Consider the following 25,118-nt stretch of genomic DNA (forward strand, 5'->3'; position numbering starts at 1 on the left):
TTCAGCAGCCGTGCGGTTCGTTCACACACTACCGCGCCGCGCAGTTGTTCGGCCCCAGCTCGACCGCGAAGGCGTCCTCGTCGTCCAGCGTTTCGCGGCCGAGGTTCGTCTCGATGATTCGCTCGTACTCGTTGGGTTGTGGTGGCAGCGCCGCGAGCACGTAGTCGACGAACTCGTCGCGCCCGAGCGAGAGCGCCTCGACGCGGTCGCGCACCGTCCCGAGCGTCGCGGTGACGGTCCCGTCCTCGGCTCGCGGCGTCCCGTCGTCGCGGTGGCCTGGGGCGACGACCATCGAGTCGGGAAACCTGAGCAACCCTTCCTGGAGAGAGTCGTAGAGCTCGGCCGCCAGCTCGGCCGCACCCTCGTCGCCCTCCTCCAGGTCCGGCCGGGCGACGGTGTCGACGAACAGCCCGTCGCCGGTGAACAGGACGCCACTGGCTGCGAGCGTCGTCATCTCGGTCGTGTGGCCCGGGGTCGCGACGGCCTCGATGTCGGTGCCGCCGACGGTGAGTGTCTCGCCGTCGGCCAGCGGGCGCACGTCGTACGCGAGGCCGCGCTCCCTGGCCAGCTCGGGGAGGACGGGCTCGGCGTCGCTCACGGTGGCGACGGCCCGAACGCCGGAGACGTGGTCGGCGTGAACGTGGGTGTCGATGGCGTAGCGGAGGTCCGCGCCGCGCTCGTTCGCGTCGGCGACGTAGCGGTCGGCGAACGCCCGGAGTGGGTCCACGACGGCCGCCTCCCCGCCGTCGACGACCATGTAGGAGAGACAGCCGCTCGAGGGACGGTCGTACTGGACGACGGTGCCCGACGCAGCCTCGACATCGCGGGCGACGAGCAGACGCGCCCAGGCGTCCATCCCGCCGGCGAGGTTCCGGGCGTCGTGGCCCGCCTCGACGAGGAGTTCGGCGGCGTGCGCGCTCGCCTCGCCGTGGCCACAGACCGCGACGATGGGCTCGGCCGGGTCCTCGCCGACGAGCGAGTCCACGTCGCCGGTGACCTGTGCCTGCACGAACTTCACGTGGGGAACCTGCACCGCGCTGACCCCGGGACCGTCGACGTGCCACGCCTCGAACTCGTCGCGGTCGCGGACGTCGAGCAGCGTGAACGGCTCGCCCGACCGGAGCAGCTCGTCGAGGGCTCGCGGGGAGACCGACGGCGGCGCGTCGTCGGCTTCGGATGGGACACTCATACCCCACCGTACGCCCGGCGGGAGGATAAAAACCGTGCGTAGACCGCTCGGTCCGCCGGAACGGCCGGTGTGGGACAACGTTGAAGCGACCACCGGCCGACACGTCAGGCATGGACGCAACCGCCTTCCGCGAGTCAGTCGAGGCCGCCAAAGCCACCGAGCTCGACCGACTCGGCTCCTCGAAGCTGCTCATCGCGCTGACCGACGCGGCCCTCTCCGAGGAGGCCGTCCTCCGAGCCGCCGCCTTCAGCGAGTTCCTCGCGCGCGAGACGTTCGAATCGTGGGCCGCCGACGAGTCCGACGACGAGGCGAGCGCGGTGTTCGCGGACGTGGCCGCACAGGAGGCAGAGCACTACGACCGCGTCGTCGACGCCCTCGGTGAGGCCGTCGAACCCGAGAGCGTCGGCCCGATGCACGCCTACCTCCGCGACCGCGACGACACCGTCGAACGCGCTGCCGCGGGCCTCGTCGGCCGTGGCCTCGTCAGCCTCCGGACGCACCTCCAGGTCGTCAGCTTCTTCGTCAACGAAGCGGACGCGGCGAAGGCTGACCTGTTCCGCGACCTCCGGAGCGAGACCGAGGAGTCCCTCTCGGCGGGCCTCGACCTTCTCGACTCGGTCTGCGAGGACGACGCCGACTGGGAGCGCGCCGAGGCGGTCGCGGAGTACGTCGTCCAGCTCGCCTACGACGACTACGCCGACTCGCTCACCGAGATGGGCGTCGACCCGAAACCCATCTGTTGAGTCCCCGAAGGCCGGAACCTTGATTGCTGGAGGTGGCGAGGGACGAAGCATGGCTTCGAGACGCCTCGCGATGGTTTTCGCCGTGACCTTCCTGCTGACCGGTGCCGGCTGTATCGGCTTCATCACCGGCGAGGAGCCGCTGACCTACAGCGCCGAACAGGCGACCGTCGCCGACAGCGCACTCGGCGACGACGGAACGGGCTACACGGAGCGCTCCGTCGAGCAGGAGGTCATCGAACGGACCAGCGAAGACCTCGGCAATCGGACCGTCGTCGTCGAGAACTGGCTCGCGCGGTACGAGAAGCAGGACGAGTTCATCGACGAGACCGTAGGGGTGTTCGCGGTCGTCTCGACCCACGAGGTCGACGTGGTGGGCGAACCGCAGAACCCCATCGCGAACGTGAGCGAAGGCGAGGTGCTCACCGAACTCGTCGGCCAGTACGAGACGTCCTACGGCGACCTCTCGGGCGCCGAACGCACTGACACCCTGCAGGCCACGATGCTCGGCGAGCAGACCGACGTCGCCGTGTTCACCACGACGACGAACTTCGCCGGCCGCGAGGTCGAGGTGAACGTCTACGTCTCCGTTGTCAAGCACGGGGACGACTACGTCGTGGCCATCGGCGGCCACCCGACCCGGCTCCCCGACGAACGCGACAACATCCTCGACCTCATCGAGAGCATCGAACACAGCGACGAGGAGTGAACCGGAAGGAGTTGCCGGCCTGATTTTCCGACGCTGAAACGGTGCGTCACCCTTCTTGAACAACCCACCTGAATCCGTAGCCATGGTGAGAGCCACGACGAACGATGACGACTCGACCCAACCGCTCTCGCGCCGACGCCTCCTCGCGGCTAGCGGGACGGCAGCCCTCGCCGGATTGGCCGGCTGTGCCTCGATCCTCGGCGATGGCGGCGACTGCAACGACGACGCCCTCGTCGCCGACGCCGGCGACGCGATGGCGAGCGAGTTCGCCGACGTGACCCTCCGCAACCGGGCGAACGACGGCGCGGTCGAGCTGACCGTCGAGGTCAGGACGGCCGACGGAAGCCGAGTTCTCGACGCCGCCGCGACGGTCGACGGGTGCAGCGCACGGGAGTACGACGAGGTCTGGGCGAGCACCGGCGAGTACACCGTCACCAGCACGGACGGCGACGGCGCGGAGACAACCAGCACCGTCTCGGTCGACTCGCTCGACGACTCGGTCTGGGTCACGGCGGCCGACGACGGCTCGGTCGAGGTCGACGTGCTCCACGCCTGAGCCGCCGAACCGACGGTGACGCTGACCGGACGGGAACGTGACGACACGTTGGCCGAACAGCATTCGAAGATGTTCACGCGAGCGAAGCTGGCTCGCGGGGCTCCAAGCCGTTCGCCAACGAGGCGACGACTACGTCGTGGCCATCGGCGGCCACCCGACCCGGCCCCCGACGAACGCGACAACGTCCTCGACCTCGTCGAGAGCATCGAACACAGCGACGAGGAGTAGCTCAGTCGAGCCCGCGCTCGCTGACCTGCTCCCGGATCTCCGTCGCCCGTGTTCGGACACGTGTCGCGTACCGCTCGATCTTCTCCGGTCGCTTCCCGTAGAAGGAGGCGACCCACTGCGCGTCGCTGTTGTACAGTTGCGTGAGGAATTACCTTGAAAAAGTGCGGGCGCATGCAAGGCACTTCGAATTAGGTGTGCTAAACGTCACGACGTTGCGCCCAGCTACTCAATGAATGTTCGGGGATGACAATGCGCTTCCCTAACTTACGTAGTAGTGTTAGAATTCCTGAAACATTCGAAGAAGATACATATATTTCAATGCGCAACAAACCCCGAATATCAATTTCAAAAAAGGTAATTTCTTACATGTGTTGTGTGCTCCCAAACTATGTTATTTGGCCAACAATTATTTCATCTCTCGATTAGTTATTTGACATGATGCGTAGGCGCCAATTGGTTTTGATAGGAAGTGCTGGACTTACGAGTGCAATTGCAGGATGTAGTATGCTCCTTGGAGGAGGAGACGAAAAGAAAAATGGCCAGACGGGCAATGCAGAAGAAACGACGACGAATGGCCGGACTGGCCCCCCATCGTTTGAGGACATTTCACTCTCTTCACCTGAAACTGTAACAGTAGAGTCAGAATTCAGACTCACGGTTTCAGCGACGAATACAGGTGGTGAAACCGGAACATACGAGGACACCATCCAGCTCTTATCATCGTCTTTGAACGATGAAGAACCGGAGAATGAGCCGGCGGTCGAGGAACCGGTAACAATCGAATCAGTCGCACCAGGAGAGACTGGTGAAGCGACGATTACTATGCCGGCCTTCGATTTGGTCAACGATTATGAGTTCACGCTCGCGGATGCTGATTCCACAGTAACTGTCCGGCCGGAGCCAATGACTGGCTCTGTGGGTACTACGTTCGCCATCGGTAATAGCCTCCAAGTCGCTATAACAGACGTTAGCATTCAGGAATCGGTTTTTCACCCAATCGACCGGGTTTCTGGCCTTTCAACTTCTGAGGAGGTAGGAGCATTCATGGCTCCTTCGCGGCACATGCTAGCAATCGTCTCGATTACAGCAGAGAACCGAGGAACAGCAGTGGTCTCGGCCGACGCTGGAACAATCGGGATTCGAGACGCGGAATGGTATGGATCTGGAGAGGGATTGCCTGATGCCGTACTCGGCCGGTCGGAGAGTCGGTTCTACAATGGCGAACTACCAGAAATCAACCCTAGCGAATCGGTAAGCGGCTACTACATCGCGCTGGTACCTCAGGAAACCGCCCGTGGCACGATTGAAATCACGGGGCAAGCGGACGCAACCGAAACCCTCCCAGAACGAGTTTGGACTGCTTCACCAGAAGGTGAAGCCCGGCAACTCCCAAACATGACGCTCAATTCGATTGGGGTCCCGGAGACGACACCCTTGGGACAGGATTATGAAATAATGTTCTCGGTCGCGAACGAAGGCGACAGCCCTGGCACACTCAGGGGCGTGATTCAATCCGGAGGCGATGAGTGGGAGCAGCTTGGAACGGCATCGGGTAATGCCAATATAGAAACTGACCGGCCGATGAGTGGTGTGGTTCAGCAAGAGCTACAACCAGGTGAGTCGACAGAAATTACAGTGGCGAATTTTGCAGTGCTGAATGGAGAGTTCACCTACCGGTTCCAACCGTTTGATCAGGAATGGCAAGTTTCCCACGAGGAGGCGACGCTCTCCCTCGGAGAGCAACTAAAATCGCAAAATAATGCAAACATAATCGTAAGGGACATTCGTACGCAAGAGACAATCACGGGATACAACAACTGGGACAGTGAAGAGGTCGAGATGGAACCCGAAGACGGCAACCAGTTCGTCGCATTCCGAGTTAGATTCACGAAGCGAGATGAGACCAAAGATTACGTAACCACGCCGTCGACCGGTGACTTCGACATATGCATCGACGACAATATTGTTGGTGCGGACAGGTACCTCGGAGAAATTCGAGAGAACTGGTATACCCCCGTAGAGGGTGATATCGACGAACAAGGTGAAGTGAGTGGCTGGGAGATTCACGAAGCACCCGCTGAATATTCAGCAGATGACTTTGAGGTCCGGTTCGAAGAGGAGGCTGGATTTGGATCGAGCCTCAGCACAATTGCAACTTGGAGGCAGTGAAATGGCCGACTGACCGCCCTGAAGGGCCCGATCGCTACGGCGTCAGTAGACGCGATAAATAATGGGTTGAGGCGTGAAAAATCGGCGAACCCGACGAAGAAAAAGGTCGTTAGTAGAACTCCCGGACCAGGTCCATCGTCCCGTCGGCGGCACCGTCGGGGATTTCGGTCATGTCCTCGGTGACGCCGTGGGTCTGGTGGTACGGGACGCTCTCTTCATCCTGCCAGAGGACGCCCATGTACTCCTTGTCGCCCTCAAGAATTTTCTCCTTGGCGTCGTCGTAGTCGTGCGGGTCGTGGTCGGCCTCCTTCAGGTCGACCAGCGAGTCGCGGAAGTAGTCGTACGTGTCGACGTCGTTGAACGTCACGCACGGGCTGAACACGTTGACGAAGCCGAAGCCGTCGTGCTCGATGGCCTGCTCGATGATCTCGGCGTGCCGGAGCGCGTCGCTGGAGAACGACTGCGCGATGAACGTCGCGCCGGAAGCGAGGGCGAGCGCGAGCGGGTTGACCGGGGGCTGCTGCGGCCCCTCGGGGGTGGTGCTCGTCTCGAAGTCTTCCCGCGAGGTCGGCGAGGCCTGGCCCTTCGTCAGCCCGTAGATGCGGTTGTCCATGACGACGTAGGTCAGGTCGACGTTCCGTCGGACGGCGTGGACGAAGTGACCCGCGCCGATGGAGTAGCCGTCGCCGTCGCCGCCCGCGACCATCACTTCGAGGTCGGGGTTGGCGAGCTTGACGCCGGTTCCGACGGGGAGTGCGCGCCCGTGGACGCCGTGGAGCGCGTAGCTGTGCATGTAGGTGCCGATCTTGCCGGAACAGCCGATGCCGGCGACGACGAACGTGTTGTCGGGGTCGTTGCCCGTGTTCGCCAGCGCCTTCATCATGCCGTTCATCGTGCCGAAGTCACCGCACCCCGGACACCAGGTCGGCTGCTTGTCGGACTTGAAGTCGGTGAAACGTACGTCTGAGCTCATTGTGCTTTCGCCTCCGTCTTGAGGGTCGCCTCGATGTCGTCAGCCAGCTCGTCCGCCTTGAAGCGGACGCCGTTGTACTTGTTGATGCGGTCGACGCGCTGGAGCACGTCGTGCTCGATGAGGTCCGCGAACTGTCCCGTCGCGTTACACTCGACGACGATCGTCTTCTCGGCGCCCTCGATATCCTCGGTCAGATCGGGGCGTGGGAAGATGTACGGCACCGAGAGGAACCGCACGTCGACGCCACGGTCCTCGAGGAGGTCGATGGCTTCCACCATCGCGCCCTCGTTCGAGCCCCAGGAGATGACGAGGTTGTCGGCGTCGGGGTTGCCGAACTCGCGGTAGTCCCAGTTCTCCTGGTCGCGCGCGGTGTCGACCTTGCGGTTGCGCTTGTCGACCTGCTCGATGCGGACGTCCGTGTCCTCGGTCCGGCGGCCGAGCTCGTCGTGCTCGAGGCCGGTGGACATGTGGGCACCGTCGATGGTGCCGGGGAACGCACGCGGCGAGACACCGTCCTCGGTGTTCGCGTGGGCACGGAAGCGGCCCTCCTCGTCGAGCCACTCGTCGACGGTGTCGTCGTCGACGACCTTGCCGCGGTCGACCTCGACCTCGTCCATGTCGAACGTCTCCGGCGGGAACGTCTGCTCGGTGACGGCGAGTGCGAGGTCGGCGACGAGGTAGACCGGCGTCTGGTACTTCTCGGCGTAGTTGAACGCTTCGACGGTCTTCCAGAAGCACTCGTCGATGCTCGTCGGGGCGACGACGAACCGCGGAATCTCGCCGTGGCCGCCGTACAGGGTCATGTTGAGGTCGCCCTGCTCCTGCTTCGTCGGCATCCCCGTCGAGGGGCCCGAGCGCATCACGTCGACGATGACCAGCGGCGTCTCGCTGGTCGCGACGAGGCCGAACGTCTCGGTCATCAGGTCGATGCCCGGTCCGGAGGTCGCGGTCATCGAGCGCGCGCCGGCGCGTGCCGCGCCGAGCGCGAGGTTGATCGCGGAGAGCTCGTCCTCGGCCTGGACGACGTGCCCGCCGAACTCGTCGATGCGGCCGGTGAGGTACTCCATCACGTCCGTCGCGGGCGTGATCGGGTAGCCGGCGTAGAAGCGGCAGCCGGCGGCGAGTGCGCCCATCCCGATGGCCTCGTCGCCGTTGAGCAGGACGTAGTCGTTGTCCGTCTCGTCGATGTCGTAGTCGACGTCGAGGTCGTAGTTCTCGGCGACGTACTCCTGTCCGAGTCGGGCGGCCTTCTTGTTGTTCTCCACGATCTTCTCGCCCTTGGCGCCGAAGCGCTTCTCGAGGGCCTCGTCGAGGTTCTCGATGGAGAAGTTCGTGATCTCGCAGGCGGCCCCGAGCGCGACGATGTTGCGCATGATGGCGCCGCCGGCCTCCTCAGCGAGCGATTTGAGGGGGACGTCGACCCCGGTGATGTGGTCGGGGTACTCGGCCTCCCAGGAGCGCTCGCCGTCGTAGATGACTGCGGACTCGTCGTGGAGTTCGTCGAGGTTCTCGTCGATGGTTCGCTGTGTCAGTGCGACCAGAATGTCCAGGCGGTCGACGACGCTCTGGACCTGGTCGGTCGACGTGCGGATCTTGTAGGCGGTGTAACCGCCACGGATACGCGACGCGAAGTCTTTCGAGGTGAATACGTGCCGTCCGGCCCGTGAGAGGGCCTGGGCGAATATCTTACCGGTGGAGTCGATACCGTCGCCGGCTTCGCCACCGATAGCCCAGTTTAGGTCCTCGGCCATGTTGTGTTGAGGCTACCGAGCGTGGGAGCAAAAGGCTTCTGAAACACCCGACGACGGGCCGAGGGCGGTTTTGCCGCAAGCCGGGAGAGGAACGCCTTTACCGATGCCATGGCTACCGCCGGCCATGGACGAGAGGGTCGTTAGGGTTGCAGCAGTCGAAACGGTCGGACCGGGTACCGTCGCGATAGACGTAGAGACACCCGAGGGGTTCGAAGCGCTGCCCGGACAGTTCGTGCTCGTGCAGGCGACGGTCGATGGCGAGGAGCTGTCGCGGTACTACACGCTCTCCTCGCCCGACGTCGACGGGACCTTCGAGCTGACCGTCGGCGTCGACCCCGACGGCGATATCTCCCCGTGGCTGGCCGACCTCGACGCCGGGGCGGAGCTCACCATCGAGGGGCCCTTCGGGAACATCAAGTACGACGACGAGGGCGACGTGGTGGTCGTCGCGGGCGGGCCGGGCATCGGCCCCGCCGTCGCCATCGCCGAGCGCGCTGTCGACCGCGGGCACGGTGCCGTCGTGCTCTACCAGGACGACGGGCCGGCCCACACTGACCGACTCGACCCACTCGAAGCCGCCGGCGCGACCGTCCACGTCTTCGACGACGGCGCGGACGCCGACCTCGGTGACGCTGTCGGCGAGTACGGTGACGACGGCGAGGTGTACGTGTTCGGCTTCGCCGACTTCTGCGAGCTCGCGACCGACGCGCTCGAGGCGGCCGGCCTCGACGCGGACGAGGCCAACGTCGAGAGCTTCGGCTGACCGGTCCCGTCGCCCGACTGATGCCGGGATTCCGACGGCTATTAGTCACTCATCCGTTTTCGTACCCAGTCCATGCCGCCCGAGAGAATCAACGCCGACGAGGTCGACCGCCGCCTCGACCGGCTCCACGAGCGATACGGCGAGTTCCCCGTCGCGGAGAACTGCGAGCCCCTCACAGCGGAGCAGTTCGCGGAGTGGACCGACGACGTGGCAGCGTACGACTACATCGGTGGTGCGTACTGCTGGATTCGGCGCAGTGAGAGCGAAGCCCCACCGCTCTCCGAGTCGATGTCCGAGGAGGCGGCCGACGACGGCGACCGGGTTCTGCTCATCATGGGCCGCGGTGCGGGCCACTGGGGCGTCCCCGGCGGTGGCATCGAGGACGGCGAGACAGCCGAAGCGGCCGCCGAGCGCGAGGTCGGCGAGGAGGTCTCCATCGACTGTTCGGTCTCCGACGTCCTGTTCGTCGAGCACATCGTGGGGACACACGAGGAGACCGGCAGCGAGGTCCACCTCTGCTACGCGTTCTTCGAGGCGGACTACGTCGACGGCGAGGTCGCCATCCAGAGCGGCGAGCTCAACGGCGCGTGCTGGTTCCGCGAGCTGCCGGCGGACCTCCATCCGGCCATCGAGGACCGCGCCCACGAGTGGCCATGAGCGACGACGACCCGGCGACCCGTCTCGGCGACCGGATGTGCGAAGACGTCGATGCCGAGCTTGCCCGGCTCAGGGACCGGTTCGGCGACGTCCCGGTCCACGAAGAGACCGTCGAGAACGAGCCCGACTACTTCGAGTCCGGCGTCGAGCTGGCCCGCGACGGCTGGCGAGGCGACGCCGGCGCATTCGTCGTCGACGGGGACGGTCGCGCGCTGTTCATCCGGCACGAGGACGCGCCCGACATATGGGGCCTCCCAGGCGGTGGTCACGAACCCGGCGAGAACCACGTCGAGACGGCGCTCCGCGAGGTGGCGGAGGAGACCGGCATCGACGCCGATGCCGTCGACGTGTTCCAGACCGTCCGGAAGACCATCGTCCACGCCGAGAACCCGGCGCGGACGCTGACGATGCTGACGGTGCACGTCGAGGCGCGCCCGACCGGGGGAACCGACATCGCGGTCGGGGACGACGAGATTGCCGAGGCCCGGTGGTTCCATCCCGACGACCCGCCGACACCGGTGTACGAGCCGTTCGCTGACCGGGTCGCGCGGTGGGCTGACGAGTAGCGCGTCGTCTCCCGGGTCGCCAGCTCAGTGCTGGACGTACTCCACGAGCACGCCGCCGGTGTCCTTCGGGTGGAGGAACGCCACGTCGTGCCCCCACGCACCCTGACGCGGCTCCTCGTCGATGAGCCGGACGTCGTACTCCCGCGCCCTCTCGAGTGCGGCGTCGATGTCCTCGGTAGCGAGTGCGACGTGGTGGATGCCGGGGCCGCGGTTCGCGAGGAACCGCGCGACAGCGCCACCCTCCTCGAGCGGCTCGAGGAGTTCGAAGTAGCCGTCCCCCACGTCGAGGAAGACGACGTGCATCCCGTCGAACTCCTCCTCGTGAACCGTCTCGAGCCCGAACAGGTCCCCGTACAGCTCCGCCATCCCCGTCGCGTCGTCGGTCGCGACGCCAGCGTGATCGAACTGCATACTCGACCCGACACGTCGCACCGACATGAAGGTACAGCCTCCGCCGTCGGGGGTGTCACTCCCGGAGAGTGAGAACAGTGCTGTACATTTATCCCCTTATAGTACAATACTCTATCCATGGAACTCAACGTCGGCTCCACGGACCGCATCGTTCGCCTCGTCCTCGGGGCAGTCATGCTCGTCGCTGCAGTGGTCGTCGGGGCAGGTATCCTGAGTGTCGGCAGCGGCACCGTCGCCACCGTCGGTGCGCCGCTCGTGCTCGGCGTCGTCGGGCTCGTCCTGCTCGTCACCGGCTACACGCAGACCTGCCCGGCGTACAGCCTGCTCGGTATCCGCACCCTGCGCGGCGGGAACTGACCCGCCCGCGGACCCCTCTCGTTTTCGGCCCTGCAGACGTACCCTGGACACACAGCACCCATCATGAACCCAACTCAGCTCCGTGACGACATGCCCATCCTCGACGAGACGATCTACCTGAACACCGGCGCGAGCGGTCCCAGTCCCCGCCGCGTCGTCGAATCGACGGAGTCGTGGTACGAGTTCCACGAGTTCGAGTCGGCGGCTGGCCCGGGGATGTACGAGCCGGCGTTCGAGCTGTTCGACGAGGCGCGCGCGACCGTGGCCGCACACATCGGCACCGAGCCCGGCAACGTCGCACTCACCGGCAGTACGACCGACGGCATCAGCCGGCTCCCGCTCGCCATGGACTGGGACGCCGACGACGTCGTCGTCCGGACCGACGTGGAGCACGCTGCCGGCATCCTTCCCTGGCGTCGCCTCCGCGACGAGTACGGCGTCGAGGTGCGCGTCGTGGAGACCGACCAGGGCTGGATCGATCCCGACGACTGGGAGGCCGCAGTCCAGGGGGCGACCCTCGCGACGTTCAGCTCCGTCTGCTGGACCTCCGGCGTGCGCGCCCCGGTCCGTGAACTGACCGAGCGCGCGCACGATGCCGGCGCACGCGTCCTGGTCGACGCCGTGCAGTCGCCCGGGCAGCACCCCGTCGACGTGTCCGAGTGGGGAGCCGACGCGGTCGCGGCCTCCGGCCACAAGTGGCTGCTCGGTCCGTGGGGCGCGGGCTTCCTCTACGTCGCCCCCGAGTTCGCCGAGACCCTCGCGCCGGCACAGCTCGGCTACCGGAACACCGTCGACCCGTACGCCGACCCGTACGAGTACGCCGAGGGCGCGCGCCGCTTCGAGTTCGGCACGGTCACGCCCGCCCCGTACGCCGGACTCCAGACGGCCATCGAGACCATCGAGGGGATCGGCCTCGACACGGTCCAGTCCCGCGTCGAGCGCCTGACCGACCGGCTGAAGGAGGGCCTCGACGAGGACCGGCTCGTCTCGCCCCGCGAGTACCACACCGGGCTGGTCTCGTTCGCGGACGACGACCCCGAGGCGACGGTCGAACAGGTGGCCGAACGGGGCATCAAGGTCCGCTCCATCCCGACGACCGGCGTCGTCCGTGCCTCTATCCACGTGTTCAACACCGCCGACGACGTGGATGCACTCCTCGACGCCCTCGATGGGTGAAAGCCGTCTTTGACCGGACTTTCGACCGGTGAAACACTGCTTTCAGCTTGGATAGGGGTTAATCCCTCCGAGCGAGTATGGCCGTGTATGAAGCGACGAACCCTCCTGAGCTCGCTCGCAGGCATCGGCGCGGTCTCCGTTGCCGGCTGTATCGACGACACCGGCTCCGGCAGCCCCGACACCGACGAAGGGACGACAGACGACCCAAGCACGACCCCCGACGGCGGCACCGACACCCCGAATGGGACCGACGACGGCGACGACTCGGAGTTCAGCCCCGACGGGCAGACCGAGGCCACCCGCTTCGAGATCGGCTCGCCCGAGGGTGTCGCCTTCGCCAACAGCAACAACCCCGTCCCCGTCCACGTCCACAACGACGCCGACGAGGAGCGTGAGTTCGCGCTCAGCGTGACCAGGCCGACGCCCGGCCCGACCGACGATCTTCAGGTGCGCGACCTCGGCACGACGACGCTCTCGGCCGACGCCTACGTGACCGCCATGTTCTACGTGCCCGCCACGTACACGCTCGTCCTCGAAGGCGACGGCGAGACTCTCCACGAGCACCGCCTCGCACACGACGACTTCACCTGCAACAGCGGCTTCCAGTCCGTCCAGGTCCACCAGGACTGGTCCGTCGACACCGGCGGCATCAGCACGATGATGGCCTGTCCCAGCCCGTCCCCCCGGACCATCGGAGTCGGCCAGGGCGAGGGCCAGTGCGCCGACGCCCAGGAGCACACCGCGAGCGTCGCCTACGGCGAGACCGACGTGACCGTCGACGGGTCGTTCGTCACGCCCACGCCGTGCTACTCCGTCGAACAGGCGGACTCGAGCTACGACGACGAGTCCGGCGTCTTCGAGCTCGTCCTCGAGGCAACCGCGAACGACGTGGACTCCTGCACCGAGTGCGTCGGCGTCGTCGACTACGAGGCCACCGTCGGCTTCGAGGCCGACTTCCCCGCCCACGTCTCCATCGTCCACCGAACGGACGACGGCGACACCGAGGTCGCCCGTGCGACCCGGAACGCCGACTTCGAGCTCGGTGGCGAGGAGGACGTCGGCACGTTCCTGTAGGGCTCCAGTAACCCCGACTCCCGTCGTAGTAGGTCGGTATCGGACGGAAACAGTCACAGATTTTATCTCCACTTCGTGCCACGGCCCGGTATGCAGCGTCGGGCGCTCCTGTCCACGGTCGGTAGCCTCGGCCTCGGCTCCCTCGCGGGCTGTCTCGCCGGCACCGGCGTCGGCGACCTCGGCACTGAATCGACACCGACTCGCGACCCCCGCCGGACCCACGAGGACCCCCGGTTCGGCCGTGACCGGTACGACGCCGTCTCCCGGTACGGTGTCGGAACCGTCGCGGATGGCGCGTTCCCCGAGCAGGACCCACGACAGGACGTCCCCATCGGCTGCGTCGTCTGGAACCACGCCGAGACGGGCCGGGAGCTCCGCGTCCGCGTCACCACGGAGTGGGCGGAACGCGACCTCGGCAGCCACGCCCTCGGGCCGTGGGAGTACGTGGCTGTCGACTTCCTGACCCCGATGGAGTACACGCTCTCCGTCGAGCGAGACGGTCGCACCGTCTACGAGCACGACCTCGACCACCAGGAGTTCGACTGCAACTCGGACGGTCGCGTGATTCGGGTCCACGACGACTGGTCGGTCGACATGGTCGGCGGCGGCACCCTGGCGGGCTGTCCTGGGGTCTCCGTGACGGGTGCCGAGGTCGACCGCGTCGAGGGGGACTGCGCCGACAGCGCCGACCACGACGCACGTATCGAGTACGGCGAGACCGACGTGACCGTCGACGGCACGTTCTTCACACCCGACCCCTGTCACTCGGTCGAGGTCGTCGCGTCCAGCTACAGTCGGGCCGACGACCTGTTTCGGGTCGTCCTCGACGCCATCGAGGACGACGGTGCGTGTGCGGACTGCGTCGGTGCTGTCGACTACGAACTCACGGCCGGATTCGAGTACAGCTTCCCGGGACACGTCGCCGTCGTCCACCGCGAGTCCGACGGCGACACCGAAGTCGCCCGTGCGACCTGGAACGCCGACGTCGACCTCGGCGGCGGCGACGGTCTCCTGTAGTGTGCCCGAGACGACGATACCCGTCGTCGGGCGACAGTAATACGAAAATTTATAAAATTTCACAGACCAGACATCGATATGGAAGTCACGACGACGGAGACAGTTCCCGGTGAGACGGTCGCGACCACGCTCGGCATCGCGAAGGGCAACACGGTCCAGTCCCGGAACGTCGGCTCGGACATCGGTGCCAGCCTCAAGAACCTCGTCGGCGGCGAGCTCAAGGGTTACTCGAAGCTCATGACGAAGGCCCGCGACGAGGCGCTCGAACGGCTGGCAGCGGACGCTCGCGAGCTGGGCGCGGACGCGGTGGTCAACGTCCGATTCGAGACCTCCGAAATCACGCAGGGTGGCGCGGAGATACTCGCCTACGGCACCGCGGTCGAGCTGGAGTAGAACGGCTCCTCAGAGCGCGCTGCCGGGGTGATACTCCCCGAACTCGTCGCGCAGCACGTCACAGATCTCGCCGACCGTCGCGTACGCCTTCACGCAGTCGACGATGTACGGCATGAGGTTGTCGTCGCCCTGGGCGGCCCCGCGCAGGGCGTCGAGCGTCTCCTCGACGTCCTCGTCGTCACGGTCCTCTGTCACCGCGGCGAGGCTCTCCTTCTGGCGGCGCTCGTCTTCCTCGGTGACCTCCTCTAAGTCCATCTCGGGCTCCTCGTCGACCTGGTACTCGTTGACGCCGACGATGACGCGCTCGCCCTCCTCGATCTCCTCCTGCCGGTCGAACGCAGTGTCCTGAATCTGGCGCTGGACCCACTGGCTCTCGACGGCGTCGAGCATCCCCCCCTTCCCGTCGATGGTCTCGATGATGTCCATCGCCTCCTGCTCCAGCTCGTCGGTGAGGTTCTCGACGTAGTAGCTGCCCGCGAGCGGGTCGACGGTGTCCGCGGCCCCGGACTCGTGGGCGAGTATCTGCTGGGTGCGTAGCGCGGTCCGCACCGACTCCTCGGTCGGGAGCGCGAGCGCCTCGTCCTTCCCGTTGGTGTGCAGACTCTGCGTGCCGCCGAGGACCGCCGCGAGCGCCTGGTAGGCGACCCGGACGATGTTGTTCTCGATCTGCTGGGCCGTAAGAGTGGAGCCCGCGGTCTGCGTGTGGAACTTCAGCTGCTTGGACTTCGGGTCGTCGGGGTCGAACCGCTCCTCCATCAGCTTCGCCCAGAGCCGCCGGGCGGCGCGGAACTTCGCGACCTCCTCGAGGATGTTGTTGTAGGAGGCGAAGAAGAAGGAGAGCTGGGGCGCGAACTCGTCGACGTCCAGCCCGGCGTCTAGCGCCGTCTCGACGTACTCGATGCCGTCGGCGAGGGTGAAGGCGATCTCCTGGGCCGCCGTCGAGCCGGCCTCGCGGATGTGGTAGCCCGAGATGGAGATGGTGTTGAACTTCGGCGTCTCGTCGGCGCAGAACTCGAAGATGTCCGTGATGATGCGCATCGACGGCTCCGGCGGGTAGATGTACGTGTTCCGGGCGATGTACTCCTTGAGCACGTCGTTCTGGATGGTGCCCCGGAGCTCCTCGCGGTCGACGCCCTGGCGGTCGCCGACGGCGATGTACATCGCGAGCAGCACCGACGCGGGTGCGTTGATGGTCATCGACGTGGAGACCTCGTCGAGCGGGATACCCTCGAACACCGTCTCCATGTCGGCGAGCGTGTCGATGGCGACGCCCGACTTGCCAACCTCGCCGGCGGCCATGGCGGCGTCGGAGGCGTAGCCCATCTGCGTGGGGAGGTCGAACGCCATCGAGAGGCCGGTCTGGCCCTGGTCGAGCAGGTAGTGGAACCGCTCGTTGGTCTCCTCGGGCGTGCCCATCCCGGCGTACTGGCGCATCGTCCACAGTCGGCCCCTGTACCCCGTGGAGTAGACGCCGCGGGTGTACGGCTCCTCGCCGGGGAAGCCGGTGTCCTCCTCGTAGTCGAGGTCTCTCACGTCGTCGGGAGTGTACAGTCGGTCGACCTCGTGGCCACCCGTGTCTGTCGTGAACGTCTCCTTCCGTTCGCCGAACCGGTCGACGACCGGTTCGACCTCGTCCGCCTCCCACTCCTCCTTGGCGGACCGGATGGCGTCGAGGTCGTCTTGGTCGAACATTACTCGAAGCCACGACGGCCTCCGCATTAACCTTTGACGAACCGACGAAAACGACCGAGCGGTGTGTTTTTGTGTGCTCTTCGATAGTTCAGGACGATGCGACGACGTGCCCTCCTCACGAGCATCGCCACCGCTTCGCTCGCTGGCTGTCTGGGTGCCGCCGAGGTCTCTGAACCGCAGCCCTGTCACCCCGGCGAGGATACGCTCGGGTCTCTCCTCGACGCTGTCACGACGGAGCACCCGCCGAACACCGTCCGGATTCGTGCGGAGGTCGCCCGGGTCGGCTACCGGCTGGTTCTGACCGACGGTACCGGCTGGGGGGTGCTCGACCCGTCGGACGAGTACGAAGCCGGGGATATCGAACGGGGCGACTGCGTCGCGGCGACCTGCTATCTCGACGAGGACAGGACCAAGCAGACGGGCATCCCCCGGTTATCGGTTCACCGAGGGGAGGCCGCCACGGTGGTCGACGAGGGTCCCGCAGGCGAGCCGCCGACCGTGCCCACCCCGCCCGAGACGACGTTCGACGTGCGGTCGGACGGGCGCGAGGCCGTCGTCGTCCACCACGTCGGGCCCGCGTCGATACCCGCCCGCAGGCTCCAGTTACGGAACGTCCGGACCGACGAGGGGCTGCTCGACACCGCGCGCTGGCACGAACTGACCGGGAAGGGCCCGGACGACCCCGTGACCGAGGGCGACACCGTCCGCTTCGAATGGCCCGGCACCGGCGTGGTGTGCTGGCGCGACGAGTCCGGCTGGGTCGAATCGGTCAGCGAGTCCTGGACCATCGAGTAGCTCGCCCTGGGGACTCACACCGCGTCGTTCGAATCGGTGCGTTCGACGAGCCGCACGCGGCGGCTCTCGGCAGCGTCGTCGACGCTCGCGTCCATACGACAGCTACGCCGCCGAGAGGAGAGAACCCACCGCCGACCGCGGCATTTTTGCTCGTCCACCCCCGAGAGCGAATCATGGACGATACCGACGACCGCGCGCGGGAGGACGCGACGGTCGACCCTGCGGGCGCGCCCATCCCGGACGAGGATAACGAGGTGTCGCGCAAGCAGGCCGCGCTGTTCATCTCGCCGTTCCTCGCGCTCGGGCTGGCAGACGTCGTGCTGCTGCTCGGCTGGGGGCTCGATCCCCTCTGGGGCTTCATGATCCTCCCACCAATCCTCTTCATCAGCTTCCTCGGCTGGATCGCGTTCAAGTACGGCTTCGTCGGCGACCGCACCGACGACGAGGGCGACGCCGTCGGCGAATGAACCCGGTGGCAGTCTGGCACCGGGTCGAGGTCCGACTCGCCGACAACCCCGTGCTGGCGGCCGTGGCCGACGCGGGCGACCCCGTTCTGCATCGACCCGGCCTACTTCGGGAGCGACGGGTTCGCCTGCGACGCGCGCCTCGAGTTCCCGCTTGAGTCACTGGCCGACCTCGACGAGCGGTACCGCGTGACGCCGACGACCCCCGCGACGGCAGTAGCGAGCACGCCGAGGCGCGGTTCACCGACGAACTACCCCCGGCACCCGACTCGCTCGCGGCACCGCCGGTGAAATCGGATTATTCGGGCACTCGTGAGCGGTCAGGCGCTTGAACTGTTACTGATAACTGGACTGTGAACCAGCCTTATGTTCGGCATCCCAACTTCTAAGTAGGGACCGCTGGTCTATGAAGTGTTATGGGCCTTCTTGACTCGTTCGGCGCGTTGGTCAGTAGCATCATCGCATCATTCATCTTACTGATGTTCGCCGTCCTCAGTTACTTTGTCACCGTGTTCATCGTGGACATGGGTGCGGGGTTAGCCGGCTATTCACCCAGTGGCGATTTCATCGCGCTTTCGGCGGCGGTACTCGCTACGGGCGCCATCGTTGCTGGGTCGACCCCGATGTCGTCACTGAGCGGAATCTCCGAGTAGAGCTGTCCATTCACGGTGAGAATCCGCAGCCTATTCTAACAATTACTCAAGATGCTTTGACTAACTCCCTCCTTGAGAATACCTATCCCGCTCCGGTCGTCGACTACGAGCGGCGACGGCGGGCTCCCTCGGAACGGTACCGGTAGCTACCGCCCCGTGTCGTACTTGTAGGTCGCCTTCTCCGGGTCGATACCGAAGTCCTCCGGCGTCTCCTCCGCCTCGGTGGACTCCTCCTCGCCGGCGTTCTTGAACCGCTCGCGGAACCGGTCGGGGACGTCGAACTCGTCGACGTCGAGCCGCATCGGGCGCGCCTCGGGCGTCGTCGACTCGCGCTTCTCCGTCAGCCGCTCCTGGAGCAGCGGCGGCAGGTCGTCCGCGTCGATGGCATCGAAGCCGAACTGCGCGAGATAGCCCCCCTCGTCGGTGAGTGCGTGCACCCGCCCGAAGCCGGCGTCGCTCGCGTACTCGACCAGTCGCTCGATGATGTGTGCGCCGACGCCCTGGCCCTCCCAGCCGTCGAGGACGCCGATGCTCGTCAGCTCGCAGACGTCCTCGTCGTCGGGGTCGCGCCGACCGCTCTGTGTGCGTTCGCCGTCGCCCGCCACGTGGACGCGAATGCGGCCGAAGCCGGCCTTCGAGCCGGCCTCCTCGTCGACGGCCACGACGTAATCGCGCGACCGGAACGCCGTGTCGTCGAGTCCCATGGCCTCGATGTGGTCGAGCAACCACACTTCTTCCCTGTTTTTCGCGTCCCGGACGTACATGGCCCAACGTTGCAGGCCGAACGCAATATGAGTTGTCCCGGTTCCGTCTGTCGGTCGCGCCGTCGACCAGCCCGGAGCTCAGCCGCTACGTGGCATCCACAGCCCGTAGAGGATGGCGACCATCCCGACGAGTTCGCTCACCTGACCGACGCTGTTCACGACGGGGACCGGCACGTCGAACAGGACGTAGAGCACGAGCGTCACGAGCGCCGGCACGCCGACCACGAGGACGAAGCCGGCGGCCACGAACAGCATCGGCCGGCTCCGGTTTCGCCGATAGCCGCGGTAGGCGATGTAGCTGATAGCCAGCCCGAGCAGCACCGTGAGAATCTCGCTGAGCTGCCGGGCGAAGCTGAGCGTTTCCATGTCGAACGACTGGAGTGGGGGTTCGAGCATCATCACATCTCCTCTACGAGCCGCGTGAACCGGTCCGCCATGCGCTCGCGACGCGTGATCGTGACCTCGAAGCCGTCGTCGGTGAGGTCGAGTTCGACGCCGTCGAGCTGGGCGCGGTAGACGCTGTAGTTCTTCCCGTCGGTGACCACCTGCACCTCCTCGGCGACGAGGTCGGCTGCTTGGAGTCGCTCGAGCCGCCGGTACACCGTCGGCTCCGAGCTCCCGGTCCGCTCGCTGAGTGCCGCCGCCGGGAGTGGCTCCTCCCTCGTCTCCACCAGTATCTGTCGGGCGCAGTCGTCGGCGAGCAGGTCCGTGAGGGTGTCGACGTCTGGCGGGTCAGCCACGGCGGATATGTCATCTCCACAGACGATGATAACTGTTCGGCCACCCTGCACGTTTCGGCTGGCTTCAACCGCTGAAGTCAGCCGTGCGGGAAGATGTGCCTCCTTCGCATCGCTCCAGACACAGATGACACGCTCGACGCAACCGCTCGCGACGCGAATCGGACGAGTACTCCTCGGCAGCCTCGCCGTGCTGGTGACCGCGCCCACGGGTATCGGGGTGACCCTCGGCGGCTGGCTCGCCGGCCGCGGCACGACCGACGCCGTTCGCGGTGCGGTCGCCGGCGGCGTCGCCGGCCTCCTCGGCTCCCTGCCGTGGGCCGCGCTGGTCTACCTCGCCAGCGCGGGCGCCTTCGCCCCCGTCGGCTACCACGAGGGCGGCGTCCACATCGGCATCAACACGATGGCTCCCGGCGCGCTGGCGCTCTGGCAGGAACTCGGCATCGCCGCCCTCGTGGGCGGCATCTTCGTCGGCTTCGCGGTCGTCGGAGGGGTCGTGGCCGGGAGCTCCACCACGCTGCTGGCCGAGCTGCGGGCCGACCGCTCGCCGGCGAGCTGAGCCGACGACGGAAAGCCCTTCACGCGTCGCCACGCAGTCTCGCTCATGGGACTGTTCGACCGCGTCCGCGGCCTCTTCGGCGGCGACGACGCCGAGCCGGAGCCAGCGACCGGCCACGACGACGCCGAGGTCGCCCCGGAGCCGACGACCGACCCCGCTGATCGGGGGCGTAGCGGCGTCAACGAGGCCGCAGACGGCGAGAAGAGCGGCAGCCACGGTAGCCACTGGGACACCGTGACGACCGGCCAGATGGACGTCATCAGCACCATCCGGGGCGCGGTCGAGTCCGGGATGCCGACCGAGTGGCGCACCGACGACGGCGAGACGGTCGTCGGCTACCGCGCCGGCGCCGGCCCCATCTCCACGCTGGTCGTCACCGACCCGGGCGGCGAGCTGTGGACCGCCTACCCCGTCGCCGAAGGCATCACGCACGAACTCGCCGTCGAGACGGTCGTCCCCTGGGCCAACGGCGTGGAGGCGCAGCTGACCGGCGCGCTCGGCGACTCGACCGTCTCGGTGTTCGCGACGAACTACGTCGCCATCGACGAGCGCATCGAAGGGACCCGACAGGTCGAACTCGCGGCGCTCTGTTACGACCTCAACCCGGCCGACGACGAGACCCTCACCGTCGACGACGAACACGAGTTCTCCACGGCGGGCATGGCCGGCTTCGTCCCGTTCGACGGTGGCGACGCCGACGACTACGTGTTCCAGACCCGCATCGAGTCGGTGAAGCAGGTCGAGTTCGGTGACGCGACCATCTACCGCTGTCGCGCCCCGCTGTTCCGCGACGCCCACGGGAACGACTACGAGATCTCCGTCTACGCCGCCGAGCACGCCTGCGACGGCTACGTGCCCGAGGCCGGCGACGACGTCGAGGGCGTGTTCTGGCTGCAGGGCTGGCTGTCCTGACCCCTGAAGTTTACGACTTTTGTAAACCCCTGTTCGCGTTGTCGTCCTCACCAGCGAGTCCAACGACTGCGCGAACGACCACCAGTCACGAACGACACGAATCCGGACTCCGACACGCTAAAGCGCCCACCGAGGAATGCTCGCGTATGCAGTATCACGAGGCGGCGAGCCTGCTGTTCGACCTCCGTCGCTACGGTGCGAAACCGGGGACGGAGTCGACGGCGGACCTCCTCGCGACCGTCGGCGACCCCCACGAGAACCTGGCCTGCGTGCAGGTTGCGGGGTCGAACGGCAAGGGCAGCACGAGCCGGATGGTGGAGTCGGTGCTGCGGGAGGCGGGACTGACGGTGGGGCTGTACACGTCGCCGCATTTCGAGGACGTCCGCGAGCGCATCCGGGTTGACGGGCGGACGGTCCCGCGCTCGGCGATGTGCGAGTTCGTGGAGACCATCGAGCCGCACGTGGTCGAGCGGGCGGCCGACGGGGAGTCGCCGACGTTCTTCGAGGCGATGACGGCGATGGCCTGCTGGCACTTCGACCGTGAGGACGTGGACGTTGCGGTGCTGGAGGTCGGCATCGGCGGGAAGCTGGACGCGACGAGCGTCGTCGACCCCATCGCGAGCGCGGTGACGAACGTCTCGCTGGAGCACACGCAGCTGCTCGGCGACACGGTCGAGGAGATCGCGACGGACAAGGCCCACGTCGCACCGGCAGACCGGCCGCTCGTCACGGGCGCGACCGGGGACGCACTGGTGGCGGTTCGTGAGCAGGCGGGGGCGGTGCTCACCGTCGGCGGCGACGACGCGGCCGTGCGGACGAGCTACGACGGCCGCGAGAACCACGTCGAGGCGGGGGTCTCCATCGCGGGCGAGGATGGTGACGGCACGGAGTGGCGGGTCGAGACGCGCGTCCCGACGCTGGGCGCGCACCAGGCGACGAACGCGGGCATCGCCTGCGCCCTGGCCCGACAGGCCGGCGACGTGGCTGGGGTGGCCGTCGACGAGTCGACGCTGGCCCGCGGGCTCCGGAACGCACACTGGCCGGGGCGGTTCGAGGTGCTGGACGACGACCCGGTGACGGTGCTGGACGGCGCGCACAACCCGGCTGCCTGCGAGCGCGCCGGTGAGACACTCGCGGAGTTCGACTACGACGAGCTACACGTCGTCTTCGGCGCGATGCACGACAAGGCCCACCGCGAGATGGCGGCCGGGCTGCCGGACCCGAGCGCCGTCTACACGTGCGAGCCGGACCTCCAGCGCGCCGAGGATGACACCGTGCTCGCGCGGGTGTTCGCGGATGCAGGCGTCGACGACCCACAGCCCTGCGGCGCGGTGGATTCGGCGCTCGACCGGGCGCTCGACGCCGCCGGCCCGGACGACTGCGTGCTCGTGACGGGCTCGCTGTTCACCGTCGCGGAGGCCCGCACGCGCTGGACCCGGGTGCAGGTCCCCACGATGGTCCGCGACGTCGACGACGCGACCGAGGTGCTGACCGAGGCCGCCGTCACCGACGACGAGGTTCGGGAGCTGCGTGCCGACGGCGTGCACCGCGTGCTCCGGACGCGGCTCCAGGGGAGACAGGCGACGAAGATCCGTGACTCACTGCTGACCCACGGCGGTCAGTGCGGCGTCTCGGGACTCGAAACCGAAGGCGAGCGTCTCGACGTGGTGCTCATGGGTACACTCGCGGAGTTCGAGGCAGTCGCGGCCGACATCGCGGACGGCCCGGACGGGCTCGCGCAGTTCGCCCGCGAACTCCGCGAGACGCTGGACCTCGACGCCGGCGGGACCGACGACGCCGAGTACCCCTGGACGGACGGCACCGCCGTCATGGGCATCCTGAACGTCACGCCGGACTCGTTCCACGACGGCGGCGAGTACGACGCCGTCGCGGACGCACTGGAACGGGCGCGGGAGATGGTCGACGCCGGCGTGGACATCGTCGACATCGGCGGCGAGTCGACGCGGCCCGGCGCGGACCCAGTCTCCATCGAACAGGAGCGCGACCGCGTCGTCCCCGTCATCGAGGCCATCCGCGACGCCGGTATCGACGTGCCGATCTCGGTCGATACGCGCCGCGCCGACGTCGCCCGGGCCGCGCTCGACGCCGGCGCGGACATCTGCAACGACGTCTCGGGGCTCGGCGACCCCGAGATGCGCTTCGTCGCCGCAGAGTACGACGCTCCGCTGGTCGTCATGCACAGCATCGACACGCCCGTCGACCCCGAGAACGACATCGCATACGACGACGTGGTCACGGACGTGCTCGACCAGCTCCGCGAGCGTGTACTGCTGGCCGAGAAGGCCGGCCTCGACCGCGAGCAGATCGTCGTCGACCCCGGCCTGGGCTTCGGCAAGACAGCCGCCGAGTCGTTCGAACTGCTCGACCGCATCGAGGAGTTCGACGCGCTCGGCTGCCCCGTCCTCGTCGGTCACTCCCACAAGTCGATGTTCGGGGCCATCGGCCGCGAAGACGGCGAGCGGCTCCCGGCGACCGTCGCCGGCACCGCCATCGCGACGGACCGCGGCGCGGACGTCATCCGGGTACACGACGTCCGAGAGAACGTCGACGCGGTCCGGGTCGCCGAGGGGACTCGGGACCCGGAGACGCTCGATAGCTGACGGTCAGAACAGCCCTACTGACTCCATCTCCTCACGGTAGCACTGCAGGTAACGTTCGAGTATCTCTCGCCTGTCGAACTCGGCGAACCGGTCGTCGACGGCCAGACGCTCCATCCCGGCCGCCTCGCTGATAGCGGCGGCGAGCTCCTGCTCGCTCGTGGTGCGGAAGCCGCGGTCGAACTCGGCGTCGCGCCGGACGAGCAGCTCGTGCGCCGACGAGTCGGCGTGATACTCCACGATGCCGATGCAGCCACACGCCAGCGCCCACAGCAGCTCGGTGGCAAAGAGGCACTCGCGGGCGGTCTGGGCGAACACGTGTGCACCGCGGTACACCGCGACCCGCTGCTCGCGGTCGCACTCGCCCAGCCACGTGATGCGGTCGTCGATGCGCAGGTCCCGCGCCTGCTGCTCGTACGCCGCCCGTTCCGGCCCGTCGCCGATGACGACCGCCGACCAGTCCACCTGTCGCAGCTCCGCGAGCGCGAGCAGCACCGACTCCAGGTTCGCCCCCTCGTCCAAGCGACGGGCGTACACCACGTCGGCCACCTCGCGCGGTTCGACCGACTGGAGCAGGTCGAAGTCGATGCTGTTCGGGATCACGTCGACCGCGTCCTCGCTCGCGCCGTGCTCCCACACGTGCGTCTGGACCATCTCCGACGGCGTAATCACCCGGTCGGACTTCTTCAGCGCCTTCCGGTGGGCCCGCCCGTACTCGTCGCAGTCGCCGTACCAGTCCGTGACGAGCGGTGCCCTCGCGACCCGCGCGGCCTTCTTCGCCGCCGACACCTGCTTCGGCGGCCGTCCCGCGGCGTGGACGACCTCCGCCCCGAACTTGCGGACCGCCATCGGGAGCGCGTACCGGAACGTCCGCTCGGACTCGCACTCGTCGACCAGCCCGCGATAGACGACGTCCTCGTGCTCCCACTCGGCCATATCGCCGGTCCACCACTTCGCACAGAACACGCAGACGTCGTGCCCGCGGGCCGCGAGGTCCTCCGCGAGCCCCTTCAGCCGCCGGTTCGCCTCGCTGTCGACGTGGAGTGCCGTCTCCAGCGCGACGAACGCGACACGCATCGTCTATGCGAAGTAGGCATCCGGTTCGGTAATAAAGACCCCGGCTCTCGTGCGATGACTGGGTTCGTCTCGCTTGGCGGTGATGTGGCTCGGGCAGTCGATTGCCCCGAGTGCTTGA

27 protein-coding genes are annotated in these 25,118 nt (G+C 66.9%); 18 read left to right on the plus strand and 9 right to left on the minus strand.

Features of this window, described 5'->3' with window-relative positions:
• Positions 1-28 precede the first annotated feature (28 nt).
• Positions 29-1,189: a rhodanese-like domain-containing protein gene (locus NO978_RS07990; RefSeq protein WP_257299027.1), complete on the minus strand. Its 1,161-nt coding sequence runs from the start codon at positions 1,187-1,189 to the stop codon at positions 29-31.
• A gap of 110 nt (positions 1,190-1,299) precedes the next feature.
• Between NO978_RS07990 and NO978_RS07995 the strand changes: the two genes are divergently transcribed.
• The 4 genes from NO978_RS07995 (at position 1,300) to NO978_RS08010 (ending at position 5,591) form a co-directional block, all read left to right on the plus strand.
• Complete coding sequence (locus NO978_RS07995; RefSeq protein ID WP_257299028.1) at positions 1,300-1,932, plus strand: rubrerythrin family protein; 633 nt, start codon at positions 1,300-1,302, stop codon at positions 1,930-1,932.
• A gap of 49 nt (positions 1,933-1,981) precedes the next feature.
• Positions 1,982-2,638, plus strand: coding sequence for a DUF6517 family protein (locus NO978_RS08000; RefSeq protein WP_257299030.1), 657 nt, complete (start codon positions 1,982-1,984; stop codon positions 2,636-2,638).
• A gap of 82 nt (positions 2,639-2,720) precedes the next feature.
• Entirely contained in the window at positions 2,721-3,194 is a 474-nt protein-coding gene (locus tag NO978_RS08005; RefSeq protein WP_257299031.1) for a hypothetical protein, read from the plus strand.
• A 663-nt stretch (positions 3,195-3,857) separates the two neighbouring features.
• Positions 3,858-5,591, plus strand: a complete 1,734-nt coding sequence (locus tag NO978_RS08010; RefSeq protein WP_257299032.1) for a hypothetical protein — start codon at positions 3,858-3,860, stop codon at positions 5,589-5,591.
• A gap of 109 nt (positions 5,592-5,700) precedes the next feature.
• Here NO978_RS08010 and NO978_RS08015 read toward each other — a convergent pair whose 3' ends face one another.
• Together NO978_RS08015 and NO978_RS08020 are read right to left on the minus strand one after the other, a co-directional pair.
• Positions 5,701-6,564, minus strand: a complete 864-nt coding sequence (locus tag NO978_RS08015) for a 2-oxoacid:ferredoxin oxidoreductase subunit beta (RefSeq protein ID WP_257299033.1) — start codon at positions 6,562-6,564, stop codon at positions 5,701-5,703.
• Positions 6,561-8,315 (minus strand): 2-oxoacid:acceptor oxidoreductase subunit alpha, encoded by a 1,755-nt coding sequence (locus tag NO978_RS08020; RefSeq protein ID WP_257299034.1) that lies wholly within the window; start codon positions 8,313-8,315, stop codon positions 6,561-6,563. Before NO978_RS08020 ends, NO978_RS08015 begins: the two co-directional genes overlap by 4 nt.
• Before the next feature lie 124 nt (positions 8,316-8,439).
• On the opposite strand from NO978_RS08020, the gene NO978_RS08025 reads away from it, so the two are divergent.
• The 3 genes from NO978_RS08025 to NO978_RS08035 all read left to right on the plus strand — a co-directional run bounded on the left by NO978_RS08025 (position 8,440) and on the right by NO978_RS08035 (position 10,301).
• The gene (locus NO978_RS08025; protein WP_257299035.1) at positions 8,440-9,078 is read left to right on the plus strand and encodes an FAD-dependent oxidoreductase; all 639 of its coding nucleotides are present in this window, start codon (positions 8,440-8,442) and stop codon (positions 9,076-9,078) included.
• Positions 9,079-9,150: 72 nt separating this feature from the next.
• Positions 9,151-9,735, plus strand: coding sequence for an NUDIX domain-containing protein (locus NO978_RS08030; RefSeq protein ID WP_257299036.1), 585 nt, complete (start codon positions 9,151-9,153; stop codon positions 9,733-9,735).
• Positions 9,732-10,301, plus strand: coding sequence for an NUDIX hydrolase (locus NO978_RS08035; protein ID WP_257299037.1), 570 nt, complete (start codon positions 9,732-9,734; stop codon positions 10,299-10,301). The genes NO978_RS08030 and NO978_RS08035 overlap by 4 nt, the downstream gene beginning before the upstream one ends.
• Positions 10,302-10,325: 24 nt before the next feature.
• On the opposite strand, the gene mce is transcribed toward NO978_RS08035, so the two are convergent.
• Positions 10,326-10,712, minus strand: coding sequence for a methylmalonyl-CoA epimerase (mce, locus tag NO978_RS08040; protein ID WP_257299038.1), 387 nt, complete (start codon positions 10,710-10,712; stop codon positions 10,326-10,328).
• A 117-nt stretch (positions 10,713-10,829) separates the two neighbouring features.
• On the opposite strand from mce, the gene NO978_RS08045 reads away from it, so the two are divergent.
• From NO978_RS08045 to NO978_RS08065, 5 genes are all read left to right on the plus strand, one after another.
• Positions 10,830-11,069: a DUF2892 domain-containing protein gene (locus NO978_RS08045; RefSeq protein ID WP_257299039.1), complete on the plus strand. Its 240-nt coding sequence runs from the start codon at positions 10,830-10,832 to the stop codon at positions 11,067-11,069.
• A gap of 63 nt (positions 11,070-11,132) precedes the next feature.
• Positions 11,133-12,245: an aminotransferase class V-fold PLP-dependent enzyme gene (locus NO978_RS08050; protein ID WP_257299040.1), complete on the plus strand. Its 1,113-nt coding sequence runs from the start codon at positions 11,133-11,135 to the stop codon at positions 12,243-12,245.
• Between the two features lie 87 nt (positions 12,246-12,332).
• The gene (locus tag NO978_RS08055) at positions 12,333-13,319 is read left to right on the plus strand and encodes a hypothetical protein (RefSeq protein ID WP_257299041.1); all 987 of its coding nucleotides are present in this window, start codon (positions 12,333-12,335) and stop codon (positions 13,317-13,319) included.
• A 90-nt stretch (positions 13,320-13,409) separates the two neighbouring features.
• Positions 13,410-14,336, plus strand: coding sequence for a hypothetical protein (locus tag NO978_RS08060; protein WP_257299042.1), 927 nt, complete (start codon positions 13,410-13,412; stop codon positions 14,334-14,336).
• Between the two features lie 78 nt (positions 14,337-14,414).
• Entirely contained in the window at positions 14,415-14,729 is a 315-nt protein-coding gene (locus tag NO978_RS08065) for a YbjQ family protein (protein ID WP_257299043.1), read from the plus strand.
• A 9-nt stretch (positions 14,730-14,738) separates the two neighbouring features.
• On the opposite strand, the gene NO978_RS08070 is transcribed toward NO978_RS08065, so the two are convergent.
• Positions 14,739-16,421 (minus strand): methylmalonyl-CoA mutase, encoded by a 1,683-nt coding sequence (locus NO978_RS08070; RefSeq protein ID WP_257299044.1) that lies wholly within the window; start codon positions 16,419-16,421, stop codon positions 14,739-14,741.
• Between the two features lie 96 nt (positions 16,422-16,517).
• Here NO978_RS08070 and NO978_RS08075 point away from each other — a divergent pair, with 96 nt between their 5' ends.
• The 3 genes from NO978_RS08075 (at position 16,518) to NO978_RS08085 (ending at position 18,333) form a co-directional block, all read left to right on the plus strand.
• A complete protein-coding gene (locus NO978_RS08075) occupies positions 16,518-17,216 on the plus strand; it encodes a hypothetical protein (RefSeq protein WP_257299045.1) in 699 nt (232 codons plus the stop codon).
• Between the two features lie 173 nt (positions 17,217-17,389).
• Positions 17,390-17,683 (plus strand): hypothetical protein, encoded by a 294-nt coding sequence (locus tag NO978_RS08080; RefSeq protein ID WP_257299046.1) that lies wholly within the window; start codon positions 17,390-17,392, stop codon positions 17,681-17,683.
• A gap of 413 nt (positions 17,684-18,096) precedes the next feature.
• Complete coding sequence (locus NO978_RS08085) at positions 18,097-18,333, plus strand: hypothetical protein (RefSeq protein WP_257299047.1); 237 nt, start codon at positions 18,097-18,099, stop codon at positions 18,331-18,333.
• 146 nt (positions 18,334-18,479) lie between these two features.
• Here the strand turns inward: NO978_RS08085 and NO978_RS08090 are convergent, their stop codons facing one another.
• The 3 genes from NO978_RS08090 to NO978_RS08100 form a co-directional block, all read right to left on the minus strand.
• Positions 18,480-19,097, minus strand: a complete 618-nt coding sequence (locus tag NO978_RS08090) for a GNAT family N-acetyltransferase (protein WP_257299048.1) — start codon at positions 19,095-19,097, stop codon at positions 18,480-18,482.
• A 78-nt stretch (positions 19,098-19,175) separates the two neighbouring features.
• Positions 19,176-19,493: a DUF5985 family protein gene (locus tag NO978_RS08095; protein WP_257299049.1), complete on the minus strand. Its 318-nt coding sequence runs from the start codon at positions 19,491-19,493 to the stop codon at positions 19,176-19,178.
• A gap of 2 nt (positions 19,494-19,495) precedes the next feature.
• Positions 19,496-19,837 carry a winged helix-turn-helix domain-containing protein gene (locus tag NO978_RS08100; RefSeq protein WP_257299050.1) on the minus strand — a complete coding sequence of 114 codons (342 nt, stop codon included), beginning with the start codon at positions 19,835-19,837 and terminating at the stop codon, positions 19,496-19,498.
• 124 nt (positions 19,838-19,961) lie between these two features.
• Here NO978_RS08100 and NO978_RS08105 point away from each other — a divergent pair, with 124 nt between their 5' ends.
• The 3 genes from NO978_RS08105 to folP all read left to right on the plus strand — a co-directional run bounded on the left by NO978_RS08105 (position 19,962) and on the right by folP (position 23,926).
• A complete protein-coding gene (locus NO978_RS08105) occupies positions 19,962-20,393 on the plus strand; it encodes a hypothetical protein (protein ID WP_257299051.1) in 432 nt (143 codons plus the stop codon).
• Positions 20,394-20,438: 45 nt separating this feature from the next.
• Positions 20,439-21,305 carry a hypothetical protein gene (locus NO978_RS08110; protein WP_257299052.1) on the plus strand — a complete coding sequence of 289 codons (867 nt, stop codon included), beginning with the start codon at positions 20,439-20,441 and terminating at the stop codon, positions 21,303-21,305.
• Between the two features lie 146 nt (positions 21,306-21,451).
• The gene (folP, locus tag NO978_RS08115) at positions 21,452-23,926 is read left to right on the plus strand and encodes a dihydropteroate synthase (RefSeq protein WP_257299053.1); all 2,475 of its coding nucleotides are present in this window, start codon (positions 21,452-21,454) and stop codon (positions 23,924-23,926) included.
• Between the two features lie 3 nt (positions 23,927-23,929).
• On the opposite strand, the gene NO978_RS08120 is transcribed toward folP, so the two are convergent.
• Positions 23,930-25,000, minus strand: coding sequence for a glycosyltransferase (locus NO978_RS08120; RefSeq protein WP_257299054.1), 1,071 nt, complete (start codon positions 24,998-25,000; stop codon positions 23,930-23,932).
• Between the last annotated feature and the right edge of the window lie 118 nt (positions 25,001-25,118).

The sequence above is a fragment of the Haloarchaeobius sp. FL176 genome, from assembly GCF_024609245.1.
Classification (GTDB): Archaea; Halobacteriota; Halobacteria; order Halobacteriales; family Natrialbaceae; genus Haloarchaeobius.